This is a genomic window from Streptomyces sp. NPDC054794 (assembly GCF_053611585.1).
Genome location: NZ_JBSHAQ010000049.1, coordinates 49735 through 67205, shown reverse-complemented (window position 1 = coordinate 67205; position 17471 = coordinate 49735). Strand labels below are relative to the sequence as shown.

Below are 17471 nucleotides of genomic sequence, written 5' to 3'. Positions count from 1 at the left end.
CAAGCGCCCGGCGGGGCGTCGTCAACGCGACCGTTTCGCGCACCTGCGGTGCAGAGTTGATGCCCACACAGGTGCGCAACCGGGCCCTGGGGCGCACGTACTCCCTGTCTCGGCTCGTGGCCGCGGTGTTGCCGTTCTGCACGCTGCCGGTCCCCGATGAGTTGGGGCCGGGTCTGTGGTATCTGGGCTGTGCGGTTCTGATCGCGCTGATGAGTGTCGCCGTTGCCGCACTGGGGCCGAGGACCAACGCCGCACCGTTGGAATGGATCTGAAGACGGTGCGGCGATCAGCCGTGTTCGGGCGGTGCGAGCAGGCGGTGGAAGTCGGCCTGCCCGCCGCTCCGGTGGGCGGCCAGCAGGCGCAGCGCGAGCGGGACATCGCCCTGTTCGAAGGCGTCCACGATGCCCTCGTGCTCGTCGAGGATGGCCCGCGCCCGCTCGTGGTCACCGGTGGCAGCCGCACGCCGGTAGGACAGGGCACGGTGCGGTTCGAGGGCCTCCCACAGCTGCTTGACGAAGCGGAACAGCCACTCGTTGTCGCAGCGATCGAGCAGGGCGAAGTGGAAGCGTCGGTTGCCGCTGATCACGGCCAGGGGGTCGGCCGCATCGACGGCGGCGCGCTGCTCTTCTACTGCGGCGCGCATCGCCGCGACGTCCTCGTCGCGCAGCCGGGCGGCAGCACACTGCTCGGCCTCGGCCTCGAGCAGCTCCCGGACCCGGAAGATGCCGTCGACGGTGTCGGAACTGAGTTCGGTGACGGTGTAACCACGCTGCGGCACGTACGTGACGATCCCCTCACCCGCGAGCGTTTTGAGCGCCTCGCGGACCGGGATGACGCTCAGCCCGAGCTGCTCGGCGGCCGCACTCTGACGGATTGGGGCGCCGGGTTCGAGGTCTCCGCGCACGATCGCGTCGCGCAGCTCGACGAGCGCCGCGGCCTCGGCGGTGCGGGGGAGGGAGGTTCGCTTCAGTGTCACTCCAGCATCCTAGCGAGCCATTCGATAAAACTAGATGTTATAAATTCTAATGAGGGCCGCCAAGGCGGTCTCCCTACCGCTACTGCGCATCAATGGAGGTGAGAGCGGTGTCCATGTCCTCACCGACGGCCGCTGGAACGGCCGCTGTCCCACACGGGCCCACCGACCCCGACGGCCCCACAGGTCACCTGGCCGGCTGGCTCGCCACGACCGCCCTGGACGACATTCCCGCACGGGTCCGCGAACGGGCCGCCCACCTCGTCCTCGACGGTTTGGGCTGCGCCCTCATCGGCGCTCAACTGCCCTGGTCCCGCACGGCCGTTGAAGGTGTCCTGGCTATGGAGGGCGCCGGGAGCACCCCCGTGATCGGCTGGGGACGTACCACGAGCGGCCCGGCCGCCGCCGTACTGAACGGCACGTTCATCCAGGGCTTCGAGCTCGATGACTACTACCCGCGCGCCCCGCTGCACAGTGCCTCGCTGGTGCTGCCCGCGCTGCTGTCCACCGCGGCAGCGCACGACGGGGTGCGTGGGGCGGACTTCCTGCGCGCCACCGTGCTCGGCTTCGAGACCGGACCGCGCGTGGGGCTCGCCCTGCACGGCTCCCAGATGCTCTCGCGCGGCTGGCACTCGGGATCGGTCTTCGGCACCCACGCCGCGGCAGCCGCCTGCGGCGCCCTGCGCGGCCTGGACGCGGCCGCCTTCGAGGACGCCCTGGGCCTGGCCGCCACCCAGTCCGCCGGACTGATGGCCGCCCAGTACGAGGCGATGTCCAAGCGGATGCACCACGGCCTGGCAGCCCGCAACGGCTTCTACGCCGCCGGCCTCGCACAGGCCGGATACACCGGCATCAAGCGGGTCTTCGAGCGGCCCTACGGCGGATTCCTGTCCACCTTCGGCGAGGGGCACGACCCGGACGCCTCCCAGATCACCAAGGATCTGGGCGAGAAGTGGCACACCGAAGGCATCACCGTGAAGATCCACGCGGCGATGGGCGGCCTGCATCCCGCGATCGACGCCGCCCTCGCCCTGTCGGCCGGCCGGAAGCTCGCCGCGGACGACATCGCATCCATCCGTATCCAGGTCCCCGACGCGATCTACCACCACGGCTGGTGGCAACCCGAGCGGCCGCTGACCACCATCGGCGCCCAGATGAACATCGGCTATGCCGTCGCCGTGGCCCTCCTCGACCACCAGGTGCGCCCCGCCCAGTTCCACGACGAGCGCATCGACGCCGACGCCGTCTGGCAGCTGATCGAACGCACCGAGGTGCTCCTGGACAACGCGCCCCAGGACCCTACCTGGACCGAGCCGGGTTACAACACCCGCGTCACCCTCACCCTGCGCGACGGTGAGCAACTCACCCACGCACTCAACCAGCCGCACGGCGGACCGGACGACCCACTGACCAACGCCGAGATCCGCGACAAGTACCGGGCCCTGACCGCCCTGGTCATTGATACCGCCCGCGCCGCCGAGATCGAGCGGCTCGTCCTCGACCTGGAGAACCAGGACCGCCTCGACGACCTCATCGACCTGCTCGCCGCTCCCGTCCGCGGTGCCCTCGACTAGGTCACGACGGCCCTTCACTCGCACGCGAAGGAAGACAACACCATGCCCACCACCACCCCAGGCGCCCGCCTGCGCACCCTGATCGACGAAGGCCAACTCACCGTTGCTCCCGGCGTGTTCGACGGCCTGAGCGCCTCACTCGTCGTCCGCACCGGTTTCTCCGCCGCCTACCTGACCGGTGCGGGCGTCGCGGTTGCCGGCTTCGGGCTGCCCGACATCGGGCTGCTGACCCAGACCGAGATGACCGACCGCACCCACGTCGCGGCAAACGCTCTGGGCGACGTGCCGCTGATAGCCGACGCCGACACCGGTTACGGCGCCCCGATGAACGTCGTGCGCACCGTACGCGCCTACGAACGCGCCGGCGTCGCCGCCATCCAGCTGGAGGACCAGGCGTTCCCCAAGAAGTGCGGCCACCTGCCCGACAAGGAACTCATCTCCGCCGATGCTTTCCTGGACAAGCTGGCCGCTGCCCTCCAGGCCCGCACCGACGCTTTGATCATCGCCCGTACCGACGCCCGCGGTCCCCTCGGGATCGACGCGGCAATCGAGCGTGCCCACCGCTATGCCGCCGCCGGCGCGGACGTGATCTTCGTCGAGGCCCCCGAATCCGTCGAGGAGGTCGAGAAGATCGCCGCGTCCATCGACGCGCCCCTGCTCATCAACATGGTCCAGGGCGGGCTCACCCCCAAGACCGCACCGGACCGGCTCGCCGCCCTCGGCTACCGCATCGCCATCCACCCCGGGGCCCTGCTCGCGCCCTACGTGCTGCACGGCCTGGAGGCCCTGTCGCGGCTCGGCGGCACCATGCCCGAAGCCACCCCCGGCCCGCAGGGCCTGTTCGAACTCGTCGGCCTGCACGAGTGGTCCGCGATCGGCGAGCGCTACCGCGACCACACCAAGGAGGTCTCCTGATGGCCATGACCATGATCGAGAAGATCCTCGCCCGCAAGGGCGGGATCGAGGAAGTCCGGCCGGGGCAGACCGTCGTGTGCGACGTCGACATGACCGTCATGATCGACCTGCAGTTCGCCACCAGTTGGGTCCAGCCCCTGAAGATCAACGATCCGGCCAAGGTCGCGGTCATCATGGACCACGCAGTGCCCGCCCCCAACGTCCACGACGCGCTCGGCGGCACCCACGCGCGCGCGTTCGCCCGCGACTTCAACATCGAGAAGTTCTACGACGTCGGGCGGCACGGTATCTGCCACCAGGTGATTGCCGAGAACGGCCTGGCCCGCCCTGGCGAGATCCTCGCCTGCACCGACTCCCACACCTGCGCGGCGGGCGCGTACAACACCGCTGCCCGCGGCCTGGGTCCCGCCGAGGTGTACTCCATCATGTGCACTGGCAAGACCTGGTTCCAGGCCGCGCCCACCATCCGCTACGAGTTCACCGGCAGCAAACCCGCGGCCGTCTCGGGCAAGGACATCTTCCTGCATATCGCGGGCAAGTACGGGGACGCCACTAACCACAACCTCGAGTACGGCGGCCCCGGCCTCGCCTCGATCCCGATGAACGACCGGCGCACCATCGCCACCCAGGGCGCCGAGATATCGGCCGACTTCTCCACCTTCCCCATGGACGGCCTCGCCCGCGACTTCCTCGCCGGCCACGGCGCGCCCCCCGGCACCTACGAGGCCGCCGACCCCGACCCTGACGCCACCTACGCGGCCGTGCGCACCATCGACCTGTCCGCACTGGAACCCCACGTCGCCCGCCCCGGCACCGTCAGCAACAACGCCCTGCCGATATCGGCGATCGAGAAACGGCCGGTCAACCAGTGCTTCATCGGCTCGTGCGCCAACGGCCAGCTCGAAGACCTGCGCATCGCCGCCGACATCGTACGAGGCCGCCAAGTGGCCCCCGGCGTGCGCCTGTTGATCACCCCTGCCTCACAGCTGGTCTACCGCGACGCGATGCGCGCCGGATACCTGCAGGACCTCGCCGACGCCGGAGCCGTGGTCACCAACTCCACCTGTGGTGCCTGCTTCGGCTACCACATGGGCCTGCTCGCCCCCGGCGAGGTCTGCCTGACCTCCTCCACCCGCAACTTCACCGGCCGCATGGGCAGCCCCGACGCGGAGATCTACATGGCTTCCCCCGCCACCGTCGCCGCCTCTGCCCTCACCGGCCACGTCACCGACCCGCGAGGGGAAGTGAACTGATGGACACCCAACTCACCGGCAGGGTCTGGATCGTCGGCGACTCCGTCACCACGGATGCCATGTACCCCGCCTTCGCCATGAAACTGCCCGTGGCCGAAGCTGCGAAGCACATCTTCTACGAACTGCGCCCCGGCTGGACCGACCAAGTCGCCCCCGGCGACATCGTCGTCGCCCGCCGCAACTTCGGCCTCGGCTCATCCCGCCCCGTCGCCGCCCTCTTCCGCGAACTGGGCGTAGCCGCGTTGGTGGCCGAGGAGTTCAACTCGCTGTTCCTGCGCAACTGCATCAACCACGGCCTGCCGGCCCTCACCGTCCCCGGCGTCACGGACGCCTTCACCGACGGCGCCACCATGCGCCTCGACTTCGCCGAGGGCTGGGTCGAAAACACCGGATCGGGCCGGCGCCTCGACGGCAGAGCCCTGCCGCCCATGGTCCTCGACATCCTCGAAGCCGGAGGCATCCTGCCCAAGCTCGCTCGCGAGGGCTACGTCCCGATACCCGCCTGAGCGGTCCCTCCAGCCGGTGGTGGGCTTGGAAAGACAGTGGAGCCCCCACCACCCCCCACCACCACGAGCCCGGAGCCACACACATGCGCATCGCAGACACGACCGTTCTGGTCACCGGAGCCACCGGCGGGCATCGGCCGCACCCTGGCGCACCAGCTGACCCCCGGCGGACCGCAGGCATCTGGTGTTCATCGGATTCCCTCTCGGGAAAGATCGCCCACCGGTCAGGAGCCGTGTACAACTCGACCAAGTTCGGCCTGCGCGGCTTCGGCCAGGACCTGCACGGCATGGGCGTCGGTGATTCGCTGGTCGAACCCACCGCCGTCAGGGATGAGCGAACGTTCGCCGTCACCCATGTCACAGCGCCCCGCGTGCTACGCGTGGTCACCCCGAACCAGGTCGCCTCGGCCGTCATCCGGGCCATCGAGCGCAACAGAGCCGAGGTGACCGTCGCACCGCGCCGTACCAGGGCGCTCATGGCCCTGGGCACCCAGTTCCCGACGCTCTCGGAGCGCGTGCAGCGGCGTGCCCATCAAGCTCGGCACCAGGTCGGCGATGCCCATCGCACCGATCGATGCCCCACCACCCATCCCTCCCCTACTGCCCTGGAAGCTGATCATGCATAACCGCATCGCCCCCGGCGTCACCCGCATCGCCACCACCAAGCGCGACAACGCCTTCCTCATCGACGGAGACGACGGCTTCACACTGGTCGACGTTGGCTGGGCCAAAGCACCCGGCGTCTTGCTCAACGCCGTTGCCGCACTGGGCCGAAAGCCCTCCGACATCCGCCGCATCGTGCTCACCCACGCCCACCCCGACCACGTCCAAGGAGCCGCCGAACTACGCCGCCACACCCGCGCCAGCATCCTCATCCACGCAGCCGACCGCCCCTGGCTCGAAGCCGGACGAGTCCCCGCCGAGGGCCGCTGTGGCGCACTGGGGCGATTCATCGACCGGTTGCCCGCCTTCCAGTGGGCGCCGGTCAAGGCGGACGCCACCCTCGCCGACGGCGACGTCGTTGACAACTCGGACGGACTACGGGTCATCCACACCCCGGGTCACTCGCCCGGACACATCGGGCTGTTCCACGAGCCCAGCAACGCCCTATTGGTGGGCGACGCGGTGTTCAACCGCGGCAAGTTGGCCCTCGGTCCCGCCGCCCTGGCCGCCGACCCGGCCCTGCGCCCGGCAAGCCTCCAGCGCCTGCCTCACGACCTCACCACCGTCGGATTCGCCCACGGCGCTCCGCTGGCCTCCGCCGACATCCCGGCCTTCCACGACTTCATGGACCACCTGCCACATCACAACTGACGACCGATTCCGCGTCAGCGCCCGCGGAGGTTGGCCGCGTCGCGGCCGGCTGCCTCCTCGGCCAGCAGGGCCCGCACGGTCTCGGCGGGATCCCACCGCTGGGCCTTAGCCGTGGGGACGATCTCGGCCATTGCCCGGCGGATGTGCGGCAGCTTCAAGCGCCGGGTCAGCGCTATCGCCTCGTCGAACGCGGCGCCGGACGTCGCGGCGACCGCTGACGCGGTGCTTGCATGCCGGGCCGCTTCTCGGCCGGTTGGGCGGGACTGTCGTTCATGGAGCGTGCTCTTTCCATGTCGGGGCCGACGCGTGATGCCCGTCGGCCGGGGTAGTGGTGCTGCTGTCATGGGGGTCGGATAGGTTGCCCGGATGGCTGACACGGACCCACTGGTGCCCGTCCTCGCCGGACTGGTCGTCGACGTCGTCTGGTTCCTCGACAGTTGCGAGGACGACGAGGTCGACCCCGACTCCGCGGTGAAGATGATGGAGAGCGTGAGCTGGGTGCTGACGCGGCTGCCGCAAGACCAGCGCGACCGGTTCCTGACCGTCCTCGCGGACCTGGCGGAGGCCGAGCAGGACCCAAGCCGTCGGGAGTTCTTGGAGGCTTTTCCCTTCGCTTGCGGCCTGGTCGATCAGGAGTCAGGCCGAACCGAAGCCTGACCAGGCAGAGGTGCCCGGCTGCAGGCTGTGGGTCTCGCTGCGGCGGATCGGCTCTGCGTGGTCGTGCTCGTCCTGGTGGTCCAGGATCGACAGCAGGTCGCCCTCGGCGAAGCGTCCGACCGTCGCGGCGGTGCCAAGAGCGCGGTCGACGTCGGCGGTGCCGTAGAGCTTGGCGAGCGCGACGGCGTCGGCCATCTTCGCGCGGATCCGGCGGACGCCGGTCGCGGCGGCCTCGACCAGCCAGGCCGCCGCCCCGGGTCCGATGGCCAGGAACTGGGCCTCGGATGGATTGGTCGGCTTCGGCGTGCGTTCGCCGCGCGGGGCGTCGGGGTAGTGCTCGTCGGCGATTCGCGGACTGTCCGGCGTCGAGCGAAAGTGGCGGGCGACCTCGACCGCGCTGCCCGCAGCCATCGTTGTGACGATCAGTTCGTCGCCGTGGAAGCGGACCCAGACGCGCTCGTCGACGAGCTGGTGCGGGACCGAGTAGCGGACCGACTCGACCGAGATCGTGGAGTCCTTGCCGACCCGGCGGGTCTCGCCGAAAGCCGCGGTGAACGGCTGATCGGGCACCGGGTGCAGTCGCAGCCGTTCCTCGGCCAGCAGCTCGGCCGGGATCCGCCGGGTCCCGCGGTGGATGCGGCCGTTCACCTCGGCCATGAAGTCCTCGCAGGCTTCCTGGAGTTCGGCGAAGTCGCCGTAGTCGGGTCGGAGGTTGACCGCGGTGGGGACCAGGTCCCGCTTCGCGATCCGGACCGTGGCCTCCGTCCCGCCCTTCGAGGCCGGGTCGGCCGGCATGCACGATCTGACGACCATGCCGTAGTAGCGGGCGATCGGCACCAGCTCGGGGTTGCGGACCGCGATCCGGGCCACGTGCTCGACCGTGACGGTCTTCTCGTTGTCGGTCAGGCAGTGGTTCGGACCCCGCCCAGCGTCCGGAACGTCGCATCCAGGCAGGCCGCGACGGTGGGCAGGGTCTTGTCGAGCACCGGGATGACCACCCGGAACCTGAACCAGGCCAGCCACGCGCACCACAGGCTGGTGCGTCTGCCGTCGATGCGCGGGTCTTCGCCCCAGTCCCGCCAACCCGATCGAGGCCCACTTCGGCCCGCTGCGACAGTTCACCCTGGCCAACTCCAACCATCCGAATCACACGGTGCAGACCCGGGCGCTGCACGCCTACCTGCGCCGACGCAATGCCAATGCCCGCCACCCCGACATACTCGCCGCACAACGCCGGGAACGCGCTCGCGTCCGCAGCGAGAAGGGCATTCGCTGGGGCGGACGCCCCCTCGCCGCCGCAGCCTGAGCACGTGGGGGATCCCGCCGTGCCCGGATGTGGAGATCAGACAGCGGCCAGGCTCTTCGCCATGACCCGCTCCCTGGCCACGCCATCGGGCAGAAGATCGCCGGGCTCACCCGTGTCCGTGAAACCGTGCCGCTCATAGAGCGCGGTCGCCTTGCGGTTGTCCGGCATGACGGACAACCGCAGCGTCGTGGCACCGCGCTCCGCCGCCCACCGCTCGACCGCCTGGATCAGGTAGTCACCCACGCCCTTGCCTCGAGCCGTGGGATTGACCCACATCGAGATCAACTCCACGTTCTCTGCTCCCTCGCCCGGCACTCCGCTGGCCATGCCCACGGGGAGGCCGTCGAGGAGCGCGATGAGATCGTGCGCGCCGGGAATCGACAGACGGGCACGCCAGCGTTCCTCTCGGTCGCCGGGGCCCTGCCACTGGGCCAGCGTCGATCCGAACGCGTAGGGCGCCTCAACAAGCGCGGCCAGTCGCAACTCCCGCCAAAGGGGCCAGTCGTCTGCTTCCAAGGTGCGTAGTTCAAGCATGATTCAGACCCTGCCCGCCCGACGGGGCGGGCAGCAAGTTGATTACAACCACGCCAACGAGGTCGTTCAGCCCTGCGACCAGTCGGAACCGGGGAGCGGTGGTTCCTCACGCACCCGCAGACCACGAGACCTCGATGAACCTATCCGGTCACGGCACTAGGGATGCTGATCACTCGGGGACCGATGCTACCTGGCGGGACGGGATTCGCCAGGGCCATGAGCAGGCGCTCGCGTTCCTGCTTGCTCCGATGCTTCCGGCGCGGCTTCGGCATCAGCGAGCGCCCTTCGTACTGGCCAGGGCGTGGGAGGCGATCTCGGCGTAGGTCGCCTCGTCGTCGCCGACCCAGCTGGAGAACGCGGCCTCGAACTCCGTGCTTGGGGTTCGGCGGGAAATTCGGCCACCTGAGCCTGACCCATCCGGGGATGGCGGCCGCGGACGGTCGCACCAATACCAGAGCATCGTGATTAGGGGAGGTGCCAGTTATGCGTCAATGAATGGAAATGTCAGCCACTACGAAACGGGCGCCCCAGGCGCGACGCTCCCGCCTCCGCGGAGCTTGAGCGGCGATGACGGAGACGGCAACCCGTGAGCTTCGAGAAGGACAAGGGCCGCCAGCCCATCACATCGCAGCAGAGCGTCAGGGTGGAGAGCGGTGTCGGCTACGGGGTGCAGGGCGCTGATATCCACGTCTTCTGGGACAAGCGCCGATCGGGAGAAGTGGATCACGACAGGCCATTGCCTGCCGTGTCCGGTCCCGGACCGTCGGGCAGGAGGGCTGCCGTGTCCACACCTCCTGAGTCCACCCGACTCTCACTCGAGCAGCGCCTTGGCGAGCACGCCCGCACTGCTGGGCCGCAGCTGAGGCGGCTGCACGTCCGCTACCGCGGGGGCTTCGCCTACGTGGAGACGGAACTGGCCGTCGGCGAGGAGGTCAAGCTGATGCGCCTGCGCTACGGCGTGACCATCAGCAGTGCTTCGCCCTCTACTACGCCTGAAGCGACCACTACGAAGACTCCTCGACTGAAGATCCCTCGTGATCTCGGAGACGGTTCTGCCGCGCGGCGAGGGAATCAGTGGCCTTCACACACCTCGTCGGCGTCCGGTTCGCCGCACCCTCAGATGCGGGCGAAGACGTTGACCACCACTCCGATGTAGAGAAAGACGAGGATGGTCCAGAAGGTGTAGACGATGCCGGGAAACCGGATGTAGAGAGGTATCCGGATAGTCGGGTAACGCTTGCGAAGTTCACGTGGGGTCGGCGTACCTCCGAACTGCTGCTGAAGAGCCGCCTTACGCCACACCTTGTCGAGTTCGTCCTCACGCCACTGGCGGGGATTGAGCATGACAGCGGCGCGGTCGTCACCCACGACGAGCACCGCGCCGGCGATGCCGCTGGAGTTGATATGGGTCCGGGCCACGAAGCCGGGCCCTTCGATGACGGTCAGCCGGCGCGCCCAGTTGCGCACCAGGACGGCGCCGTCCACGAGTGCCACATACGTGTTCACGGTGTGCAGGACCGCATAGGCCACGTACCACAGGAAGGGGAGCGCGACGAGGGTGATGGCCGCGGGTGCCGCCATCGGCCCGAGCCCCTCACTGGTGCCGCGCCCGCCCGCGAGCATGCGTGCCATGCTGATACCCGGCACGATGACCGCCGGCACGATTGCCAGTGCCACGCGCCCGAACCGGCTCTTGTCCGGGGATACGAAAAGCTCTGTACGGCCATCACTCACAGCTGCTCTCCGGTCTCTCCACACGCAGCGACAAAACGAAGGTAGTCACACACATCATCCGCCCCCCAACTCCGTTCCACTCCTGCTCACTTCTGCGCTCCTTCAGCGCATCCCGGTGCCCCTGGTAGGCACAACTGCCGTGGCTGCAGGTCGGATTCAGACCGCAGAGGGCCAAGCTTGTGCTGGACACGCTTCGTGGGCCATCGTTCCGCGGCCTACCACCGTGCCCTGTCAGTCGTGGGCGCTCTTGCGGTTCGTGCCCGGCCTGCCGTTCTCCGGTACCAGTAGCGCTAGCGCACTCAAGGTGGTGCCCTTCATCCAGGACTCAAGCCGGTCGACGTCGATCAGCGTCAAGCGACGGCGAGCGGCGATCCTGTACTCGCGTTTGTCGAGCGGCCCGAGGACGATGAAGATGGTCACCTCGGCACCAAGCCCTGCGCGAGCGGCGTCGTCGAACCTTCGGAGGCAGTCGGCGTCTACTACAGAGCTGTCCTCGCACTCTCGTTGCCACTTCACGGCAGCCTTCCGGCCGTCCGGCAGGTAGCCGGTCATCTGGCCGCCCGTGTGGTCGCCCCTGACCCGCTGCACGTCGGTGCAGCCGTCACGGCGGCACAGAGCAGCGATGTATTCCTCGAACTCGGGGGCGCCCATGTCGATCACCGGCTCCGGTAGGCGCCCGTACTGCTCCAACCGCTTGAACTTCGCCTGCAAACGAGCCGTGAGGTGAGGGTCATCATCGCTATCACCGGAAGCGAGGTAGCGGAACACGGCCACGATCAAGCCACAGCCCAACGCCAGCACCAGCACCAGCAACGTTTCCATGCGCGATCCTCCCCCTCGGCTTGTCACCTCGTGCTTCCCGCATCCCGCGATGTGGCTTCCCCGCGCGGATCAGGTACCGGGCCCTGGGGCCGGCTCTTTGAGTGTCCTCAAGATCTTGGAATCGCTTTCGGCTTACACCAGTTCGTACAGATTGGCATTCACTGGTGATCCGGGGTGAGCCGGGCAGTCGGAGCAAGATCTTCGGCGGTCTCCTGGTTTCTAGGCGGAGACAGGGAAGTCCTTGCGCTTGATCTTGGCGCGGCGACCGTCCGGGTGGTGAAAGACGATGCCCTCGGCCAGGGCGCCGGGGACGAAGCGGCTCTCCAGTTCGGCGAGGAAGTCACGGAGGCCGATGTAGTCGCGCGGCACACCCTGGTAGACCGGCACCTCCAGGTTGAACGGCACGCACCGATGGTCGTCCAGCCGCAGGGGGTTGCCCTGGATGCGGGGGCCGAGCGCTTCGCAGGAGTGCTCGCCGTCCGGCCACGAGGTGACGTCAGTATTGCGGGCGGCGGCGAGAACCCACTTGTCCTCCGCGGCACTCTCGGCGGTGTCGACGTACCAGCCGTCCTTGATCCCCTGTTCCTTCTGCAGCTTGCTCGGGTTGCGCCGCTTCTCCACCCGTACCAGCTGGCCCGCCCGGACGGTGAGACGGACGTTGGTTCCGTCGAGCTTCTCTGTCGGGGCCCCCTCGCCGTCGAACACCCATGCACACTCCGCCCGCGGCCGGTCGACGACCCGAAAGTCGCTGTCCCGCTCGAACAGCGTGGGGATCTTCTCCATGACCTGCATGCCCTTTCTGACGTGGCCGACCAGTTCCTCGTGAGTGATGGCACCAGCCGCCAGGCCGCCCGCCAGCGCGCGGACCAGGTCCGCGACCGAAACTTCAGCCTCGACGGCAACCCGCTTCAAAGCCTTCTTCTCCGCGGGCGAGATCCAAGCGACCAGCCGGGACCAGCCTTCGGGCGGTGTCCATCGCGCGAGCTGCTCCGGATTCTTCCGGGGCCGACCGCGTCCCCTGCGTTCCTCCATGGGCAGGACCCTAGGTGAGAATTTAATAGTGTGTCAATTGGCATAACAGAAAATGGCAGTTCAGGCCTTCGGGCGGTGTGGCCTGCCGGACTGGCCAGAACGACGCGACAACCACCGCGGGGCCTTCGCCTACGTGGAGGCGAGACTGGCCGTCGGCGAGGAGGTCCGCTGATGCGCCTGCGCTGCGGCGGGACCACCAGCAAGTGGAACTTCGCCCCCTACTGCGACAGAAACAACCGCTACGAAGACCCGCCCAACGGCGTCCTCGCCGGCGCCCCGAAGCCCTTGACTGCGCCTGCCAACTCCACCTCGCCGCCCACGGCATCTGACCAGGCGACACCCACAACACCGACTCCGCAGTCAACCCCCGAAGGACTTTTAAACTTGACCACTTAAAGGACCTCTGAGCTGCCCCGAGTCTCGTAGAGTCCGATCTTGATGGTTCAGGCGGACTGCGGGATGTGCTCCTGGCTCCGCCAGAAGGCGTGCTCGTACTCGGCGGGCGGGACGTAGTCGAGTGCGGAGTGGAGGCGTTCTTCGTTGTACCAGGTGATCCACTGGAAGATCGCCCGTGGCACCGGGTTTGCGATCGTCGGAAGGCGGGACGAGTATTTTTTTAGGGCGGAACGGCTGGGTGAACCTCGATGCCGACGCCATCGGATGTGCCTGCGACCTTCGGATCCTGTCGGTCACCAGCGGGAAGCGCCACCGTGAAGGTAGTGCCGTGGCGAAGAAGCTGCTCAGCCGGTGGCGTCGGCCGGGGCGACGGGTGAGCTGTCCAGCTGGGCTGGCAGGTCGGAAGGAGTCTGCCCATGCGGATCGCCGTGGACCTGAATCGATGCCAGGGATACGCCCAATGCGTGTATCTGGCGCACGAGGTCTTCAGGTTGAATGGTCAAGAGGCGCTCACATATGAGCCAAACCCCGATGATGAGCGCCGCCTGCAGGTCGAACGAGCCGCTGCAGCGTGCCCTGTGCAGGCGATCGTCATCGACCGCCTGGACGGCGCGGAGCGGGGCGAGACGTCATGACCTTGCGTGCAACGGTCGCAGAGCTGGTGCGCGAGTTCAGGGCCAGCGGCCGGATTGTCATCGTGGGTGCCTCTCTGGCCGGGCTTCGGGCCGCGGAGACCCTGCGTGAGGAGGGCTTCACCGGTTCTTTGACCATCATCGGGGACGAGCCGTACGAGCCCTACGACCGTCCCCCGCTGTCCAAGCAAGTACTCAAAGGCTGGGTGCCGGCCGACCACACCAAGCTGCCCCGCATGCGGGAAGTGGATGCGGACTGGCGGCTCGGGGTGGCCGCCACCGGGCTGGACCGGGTCACCAAGCAGGTGCGCCTGGCCGACGGTCAGCAGGTCCCGTACGACCGGTTGCTGATCGCCACGGGCACCCGCGCACGCCAGTGGCCGAACCCGGTTGAGGCCGCCCTGCGCGGGGTCCATACCATTCGCTCGCGTGATGATGCCGCGCAGCTGCAGAAGGCGTTGGCTGAGTCGCCGTCACGGGTCCTGGTCATCGGCGCCGGGTTCATCGGCTCGGAAGTGGCCTCGGTCTGCCGGGAGCTCGACGTCCCGGTGACCGTAGTCGAGCGGGGTTCGGCGCCACTGGTCGGCGCGCTCGGTGGGGTGATCGGGGAGATCGCCGCGCAGATGCAGCGCGACCACGGGGTGGACCTGCGCTGCGGGCTGGGCGTGTCGTCGCTTGAGGGCGACGCCGCCGGACATGTGCGGCGTGCCGAACTTTCGGACGGGTCCACCATTGACGCCGACGTGGTGGTGGCCTCGCTGGGCTCGATCCGCAATGTGGAATGGCTGGAGGGCTCCGGGCTGGCGGCCGGCTTCTGGGGCGTCGGGTGCGACGCCGGTGGCCGTGCCTTCGACATCAACGGTGTGGTCACCGACAGCATCTACGTGGCAGGGGATGTGGCGCGTGCGCCGCATGTGCTGTACGAGTACCAGTTCCTGGCAATGGAGCATTGGGACAACGCCGTTTTCGGCGCCGAGGTCGCGGCGCACAACATGGTGAACCTCGAGCCCCACTATCGCCCGCATCTGCTGCTGCCCGGCTTCTGGTCCGGTCAGTTCGGCGTCAATATCAAGTCCGTCGGTGTGCCGCCTTTCGCTGATGAGATCGTCTTCGCGCAGGGGTCTGTTGCGGAGCGTCGTTTCGCAGCGGCTTACGGTCACCGGGGCCGCATCGTCGCGGCCGTCACCTTCGATCACGGCAAGTGGCTGGAGTACTACGGGAAGCTGATCGAGAAATCCGGTCCCTTCCCGCCTCCACCGCCGGGCTGGGACCAGCCGCCCGACATGAAGCCGGTGCCGGCCGAGTTCCCGGACCCGAGGGTCCCGACGGCGATCCCCGACGTCGTCCTGACCGGACACGCCCCGAGCGAGCGGACGGCCGAGTTCCGGCCGCGGCGTCATTGACCCGGCCCGCCGGGTCAAGCGTGCAAGCGCACAGCACCGACAGGAAGAAGGAGGGGAGCCTCGTGGTCGAGGAAACCCCCTGGCAGCAGGCCCTCCGCTACGCCAACCGCGCCAACCCGTACCCGTTCTACGAGGAACTGCGCAAGACACCAGTGGCGCGGCAGCCGGACGGAACCTATGTCGTCAGCACCTACCGGGAGATCGTGGCGCTGCTGCACGACCCCCGCGTCAGTTCGGATCTACGAAAGCGTCCCGTCCCGGCCGCGGCCCAGACGGAGGGCTCGGCGGAGCCGGTGGCCGAGCCGATCAGGGCGGTGCTGACCGAGCCGAACATCATCACCTGCGATCCGCCCGAGCACGATCGGGACCGCCGGATGATGGTGCCGCATTTCGTCGGCCCGCCCCACGCACCTCACGCTATCTCCGACCTGGAGCCCGAGATCCGTCGCATCGTCGGCGGCCTCCTTGACAACATGAGGGGCAAGACCCGGATCGATGCCGTTGACGACTTCGCCTACCCCTTGCCGGTGACGGTGATCTGCAAGATTCTGGGCGTGCCGCTGGAGGACGAGCCACGCTTCCACCAATGGGTCGAGACGGCCCTGGACGCTTTGGACTTCGGTCCCGAGGCCGCCTCCGAAGAGATCCGCAGCCGGCAGGCCGGGGGGCGTCAGGCCGTGCGGGAGTTCGGGCAGTTCGCAGCCGATCTGCTCGACCGGTACGCCCAGCAGCCCGGCCCGGGCATGCTCTCGGCGATGGTGAACGAGGACGGCCCGGAGGGACGGATGTCCAAGGGCGTGCTCGTGAGCAACGCCCTGCTCCTGATCTTCGCGGGACACGAAACCACGGTCAACCTCATCGCCCACAGCGTGCTCACCCTGCTGCGCCACCCCGACGCGCTGGAGAAGCTGCGCCGCCGCCCCGAGCTGATCGTGCCCGGGGTGGAGGAACTGCTGCGCTTCGAGTCGTCGGTGCAGTTCTGGCACACCCGCTCCGCCGTGGAAGACATCGACATCGCCGGCACCACCATTCCGAAGGGGGCGCCGATCTTCCTGGCGTACGGCTCGGCGAACCGCGACCCGGAACGGTTCACCGACCCCGACGAACTCGACCTCGAGCGCCGCGACAACCAGCACCTGGGATTCAGTCAGGGCATCCACTTCTGCTTCGGCGCTCCGCTCGCGCGGCTCGAGGTCCAGGTCGCGGTCGGCGAGTTCGTCCGCCGGGTGCAGAACCCCCGGCTCGTCGAGGACCCGCCGCCGTACCGGCACAACCAGATCTTCCGCGGCCCGCGCCACGTCCTGGTCGACATCGACGGCATCCGCGACTGATCCGGTGTGTAAAGGATCGCCATGCGGGCTTTTCAACTCGTCGGCTGGGGACAGCCGCCCGAGCTGCGCGAGGTGCCGGTGCCCGAGCCCGGGCCGGGGCAGGTCCTGGTGAAGGTCGGGGGTGCCGGTGCATGCCACTCTGATCTGCACATCATGCAGGCACACGCACCGCTGCCCGGCTTCACACATCCGCCCTTCACGCTCGGCCATGAGAACGCGGGGTGGGTGGAGCGACTGGGGCCGGCTGTCTCCGGGTTCGCGGCGGGAGACCCCGTGATTGTTTACGGCTCCTGGGGCTGTGGGGTGTGCGCCAACTGCCGTCAGGGCCGGGAGAACTACTGCCAGGACCTCGGTGGTCAGGGACCGGGCCTGGGAGGCGGTCACGACGGCGGCATGGCCGAGTACCTGCTGGTCCCGGCGGCGTGCTACCTCATTGCGCTGGGCAGCCTCGACCCTCGCCAGGCCGCCCCGCTCAGCGACGCCGGACTGACCAGCTATCACGCTGTCAAACGGTCGCTGCACCTGCTGGGACCGGGCGCGACCGCCGTCGTGATCGGGGCCGGCGGCCTGGGCCAGATGACCATCCAGATTCTGCGCGCGCTCAGCGCGGCGACCACCGTCGTCGCCGTGGACACCGACGTCGGCAAACTGGAAACCGCCAAGGGCATGGGAGCCGACGAGGCACTGCTCTCGGGCGACGAGACGATCACCCGCATCAGGGACATCACGGCGCAGCAGGGCGCTCAGCTCGTGCTGGACATGGTCGGCACAGACCCGACACTGCGGATGGCTGCACAGGTGGCCAGGATGCTCGGCCACCTGACCATCGTCGGCCTCGGCGGCGGAGCCCTGCCCGTCGACTTCTCCAGCCCGCCGCACGAGTGCTCGGTCGCCTCGCCCTACTGGGGCTCCCTCACCGAACTGATGGAAGTGATCACCCTCGCCCGCAGGACAAGATCAAGATGCTGGTCGAGCACTTCCCCTTGCAACGCGCCGGCGAGGCCTACCAGCTCCTGCACGAGGGCAAGATCCAAGGACGGGCCGTCATCACTCCCGTCGCATGAGTACCGACGTGTCAACCCGAACGGG

18 protein-coding genes and 4 pseudogenes are annotated in these 17471 nt (G+C 68.4%); 14 read left to right on the top strand and 8 right to left on the bottom strand.

Translation table 11 applies throughout. The features are described 5' to 3' along the window. The first annotated feature begins 59 nt into the window (after positions 1 to 59). Positions 60 to 272 carry a hypothetical protein gene (locus ACWGKT_RS37260; protein ID WP_453277136.1) on the top strand — a complete coding sequence of 71 codons (213 nt, stop codon included), beginning with the start codon at positions 60 to 62 and terminating at the stop codon, positions 270 to 272. 14 nt (positions 273 to 286) lie between these two features. Here the strand turns inward: ACWGKT_RS37260 and ACWGKT_RS37255 are convergent, their stop codons facing one another. Further along, entirely contained in the window at positions 287 to 976 is a 690-nt protein-coding gene (locus tag ACWGKT_RS37255) for a GntR family transcriptional regulator (protein WP_453277135.1), read from the bottom strand. A 113-nt stretch (positions 977 to 1089) separates the two neighbouring features. Here ACWGKT_RS37255 and ACWGKT_RS37250 point away from each other — a divergent pair, with 113 nt between their 5' ends. From ACWGKT_RS37250 to ACWGKT_RS37225, 6 genes are all read left to right on the top strand, one after another. Further along, a complete protein-coding gene (locus ACWGKT_RS37250; protein ID WP_453277134.1) occupies positions 1090 to 2547 on the top strand; it encodes an MmgE/PrpD family protein in 1458 nt (485 codons plus the stop codon). A 42-nt stretch (positions 2548 to 2589) separates the two neighbouring features. Beyond that, positions 2590 to 3462 (top strand): isocitrate lyase/PEP mutase family protein, encoded by an 873-nt coding sequence (locus ACWGKT_RS37245; protein WP_453277133.1) that lies wholly within the window; start codon positions 2590 to 2592, stop codon positions 3460 to 3462. Then, the gene (locus ACWGKT_RS37240; protein ID WP_356159145.1) at positions 3462 to 4715 is read left to right on the top strand and encodes a 3-isopropylmalate dehydratase large subunit; all 1254 of its coding nucleotides are present in this window, start codon (positions 3462 to 3464) and stop codon (positions 4713 to 4715) included. Before ACWGKT_RS37245 ends, ACWGKT_RS37240 begins: the two co-directional genes overlap by 1 nt. After that, positions 4715 to 5221, top strand: coding sequence for a LeuD/DmdB family oxidoreductase small subunit (locus ACWGKT_RS37235; protein WP_453277132.1), 507 nt, complete (start codon positions 4715 to 4717; stop codon positions 5219 to 5221). Before ACWGKT_RS37240 ends, ACWGKT_RS37235 begins: the two co-directional genes overlap by 1 nt. Positions 5222 to 5454: 233 nt before the next feature. After that, positions 5455 to 5847, top strand: a complete 393-nt coding sequence (locus ACWGKT_RS37230) for a hypothetical protein (protein ID WP_453277131.1) — start codon at positions 5455 to 5457, stop codon at positions 5845 to 5847. Continuing rightward, entirely contained in the window at positions 5840 to 6535 is a 696-nt protein-coding gene (locus ACWGKT_RS37225; RefSeq protein ID WP_453277130.1) for an MBL fold metallo-hydrolase, read from the top strand. Before ACWGKT_RS37230 ends, ACWGKT_RS37225 begins: the two co-directional genes overlap by 8 nt. A gap of 17 nt (positions 6536 to 6552) precedes the next feature. Here the strand turns inward: ACWGKT_RS37225 and ACWGKT_RS37220 are convergent. Next, a pseudogene (locus ACWGKT_RS37220) lies at positions 6553 to 6711 on the bottom strand (ATP-binding protein); the annotation flags it as partial. A 190-nt stretch (positions 6712 to 6901) separates the two neighbouring features. Here ACWGKT_RS37220 and ACWGKT_RS37215 point away from each other — a divergent pair. Continuing rightward, entirely contained in the window at positions 6902 to 7192 is a 291-nt protein-coding gene (locus tag ACWGKT_RS37215; RefSeq protein ID WP_453277129.1) for a hypothetical protein, read from the top strand. On the opposite strand, the pseudogene ACWGKT_RS37210 reads toward ACWGKT_RS37215, so the two are convergent. Then, positions 7172 to 8268, bottom strand: a pseudogene (locus tag ACWGKT_RS37210) (Mu transposase domain-containing protein); the annotation flags it as partial. The gene ACWGKT_RS37215 and the pseudogene ACWGKT_RS37210 sit on opposite strands and share 21 nt — an antisense overlap. Positions 8269 to 8270: 2 nt before the next feature. Between ACWGKT_RS37210 and ACWGKT_RS37205 the strand changes: the two are divergent. Then, positions 8271 to 8498, top strand: a pseudogene (locus tag ACWGKT_RS37205) (IS630 family transposase); the annotation flags it as partial. A 36-nt stretch (positions 8499 to 8534) separates the two neighbouring features. On the opposite strand, the gene ACWGKT_RS37200 reads toward ACWGKT_RS37205, so the two are convergent. Further along, positions 8535 to 9032, bottom strand: a complete 498-nt coding sequence (locus ACWGKT_RS37200; protein ID WP_453277128.1) for an N-acetyltransferase family protein — start codon at positions 9030 to 9032, stop codon at positions 8535 to 8537. Between the two features lie 586 nt (positions 9033 to 9618). Between ACWGKT_RS37200 and ACWGKT_RS37195 the strand changes: the two genes are divergently transcribed. Then, on the top strand, positions 9619 to 10188 hold the full coding sequence (locus ACWGKT_RS37195; protein WP_453277127.1) for a hypothetical protein: 570 nt from the start codon (positions 9619 to 9621) through the stop codon (positions 10186 to 10188). Here the strand turns inward: ACWGKT_RS37195 and ACWGKT_RS37190 are convergent. From ACWGKT_RS37190 to ACWGKT_RS37175, 4 genes are all read right to left on the bottom strand, one after another. After that, positions 10149 to 10766 (bottom strand): hypothetical protein, encoded by a 618-nt coding sequence (locus ACWGKT_RS37190; protein ID WP_453277126.1) that lies wholly within the window; start codon positions 10764 to 10766, stop codon positions 10149 to 10151. The genes ACWGKT_RS37195 and ACWGKT_RS37190 overlap by 40 nt on opposite strands. A gap of 231 nt (positions 10767 to 10997) precedes the next feature. Continuing rightward, on the bottom strand, positions 10998 to 11588 hold the full coding sequence (locus ACWGKT_RS37185; protein WP_453277125.1) for a restriction endonuclease: 591 nt from the start codon (positions 11586 to 11588) through the stop codon (positions 10998 to 11000). 219 nt (positions 11589 to 11807) lie between these two features. Beyond that, entirely contained in the window at positions 11808 to 12620 is an 813-nt protein-coding gene (locus ACWGKT_RS37180) for a hypothetical protein (protein ID WP_453277124.1), read from the bottom strand. A 443-nt stretch (positions 12621 to 13063) separates the two neighbouring features. Continuing rightward, complete coding sequence (locus ACWGKT_RS37175) at positions 13064 to 13198, bottom strand: integrase core domain-containing protein (RefSeq protein ID WP_453277123.1); 135 nt, start codon at positions 13196 to 13198, stop codon at positions 13064 to 13066. Between the two features lie 234 nt (positions 13199 to 13432). Here ACWGKT_RS37175 and ACWGKT_RS37170 point away from each other — a divergent pair, with 234 nt between their 5' ends. The 4 genes and pseudogenes from ACWGKT_RS37170 (at position 13433) to ACWGKT_RS37155 (ending at position 17446) form a co-directional block, all read left to right on the top strand. Next, positions 13433 to 13651 (top strand): ferredoxin, encoded by a 219-nt coding sequence (locus ACWGKT_RS37170; protein WP_356309676.1) that lies wholly within the window; start codon positions 13433 to 13435, stop codon positions 13649 to 13651. After that, positions 13648 to 15051: an NAD(P)/FAD-dependent oxidoreductase gene (locus tag ACWGKT_RS37165; protein ID WP_453277122.1), complete on the top strand. Its 1404-nt coding sequence runs from the start codon at positions 13648 to 13650 to the stop codon at positions 15049 to 15051. Before ACWGKT_RS37170 ends, ACWGKT_RS37165 begins: the two co-directional genes overlap by 4 nt. A 62-nt stretch (positions 15052 to 15113) precedes the next feature. Then, complete coding sequence (locus ACWGKT_RS37160) at positions 15114 to 16382, top strand: cytochrome P450 (RefSeq protein ID WP_453277121.1); 1269 nt, start codon at positions 15114 to 15116, stop codon at positions 16380 to 16382. A gap of 21 nt (positions 16383 to 16403) precedes the next feature. Further along, a pseudogene (locus ACWGKT_RS37155) lies at positions 16404 to 17446 on the top strand (NAD(P)-dependent alcohol dehydrogenase). The last annotated feature ends 25 nt before the right edge of the window (positions 17447 to 17471 follow it).

What these genes read in the sequence shown, in the direction of transcription:
- ACWGKT_RS37235 (WP_453277132.1), top strand. Translation starts at nt 4,715, where the DNA reads ATGGACACCCAACTCACCGGCAGGGTCTGGATCGTCGGCGACTCCGTC.
- ACWGKT_RS37260 (WP_453277136.1), top strand. Translation starts at nt 60, where the DNA reads ATGCCCACACAGGTGCGCAACCGGGCCCTGGGGCGCACGTACTCCCTG.
- ACWGKT_RS37180 (WP_453277124.1), bottom strand. Translation starts at nt 12,620, where the DNA reads ATGGAGGAACGCAGGGGACGCGGTCGGCCCCGGAAGAATCCGGAGCAG.
- ACWGKT_RS37240 (WP_356159145.1), top strand. Translation starts at nt 3,462, where the DNA reads ATGGCCATGACCATGATCGAGAAGATCCTCGCCCGCAAGGGCGGGATC.
- ACWGKT_RS37215 (WP_453277129.1), top strand. Translation starts at nt 6,902, where the DNA reads ATGGCTGACACGGACCCACTGGTGCCCGTCCTCGCCGGACTGGTCGTC.
- ACWGKT_RS37250 (WP_453277134.1), top strand. Translation starts at nt 1,090, where the DNA reads ATGTCCTCACCGACGGCCGCTGGAACGGCCGCTGTCCCACACGGGCCC.
- ACWGKT_RS37200 (WP_453277128.1), bottom strand. Translation starts at nt 9,032, where the DNA reads ATGCTTGAACTACGCACCTTGGAAGCAGACGACTGGCCCCTTTGGCGG.
- ACWGKT_RS37165 (WP_453277122.1), top strand. Translation starts at nt 13,648, where the DNA reads ATGACCTTGCGTGCAACGGTCGCAGAGCTGGTGCGCGAGTTCAGGGCC.
- ACWGKT_RS37225 (WP_453277130.1), top strand. Translation starts at nt 5,840, where the DNA reads ATGCATAACCGCATCGCCCCCGGCGTCACCCGCATCGCCACCACCAAG.
- ACWGKT_RS37170 (WP_356309676.1), top strand. Translation starts at nt 13,433, where the DNA reads ATGCGGATCGCCGTGGACCTGAATCGATGCCAGGGATACGCCCAATGC.
- ACWGKT_RS37245 (WP_453277133.1), top strand. Translation starts at nt 2,590, where the DNA reads ATGCCCACCACCACCCCAGGCGCCCGCCTGCGCACCCTGATCGACGAA.
- ACWGKT_RS37185 (WP_453277125.1), bottom strand. Translation starts at nt 11,588, where the DNA reads ATGGAAACGTTGCTGGTGCTGGTGCTGGCGTTGGGCTGTGGCTTGATC.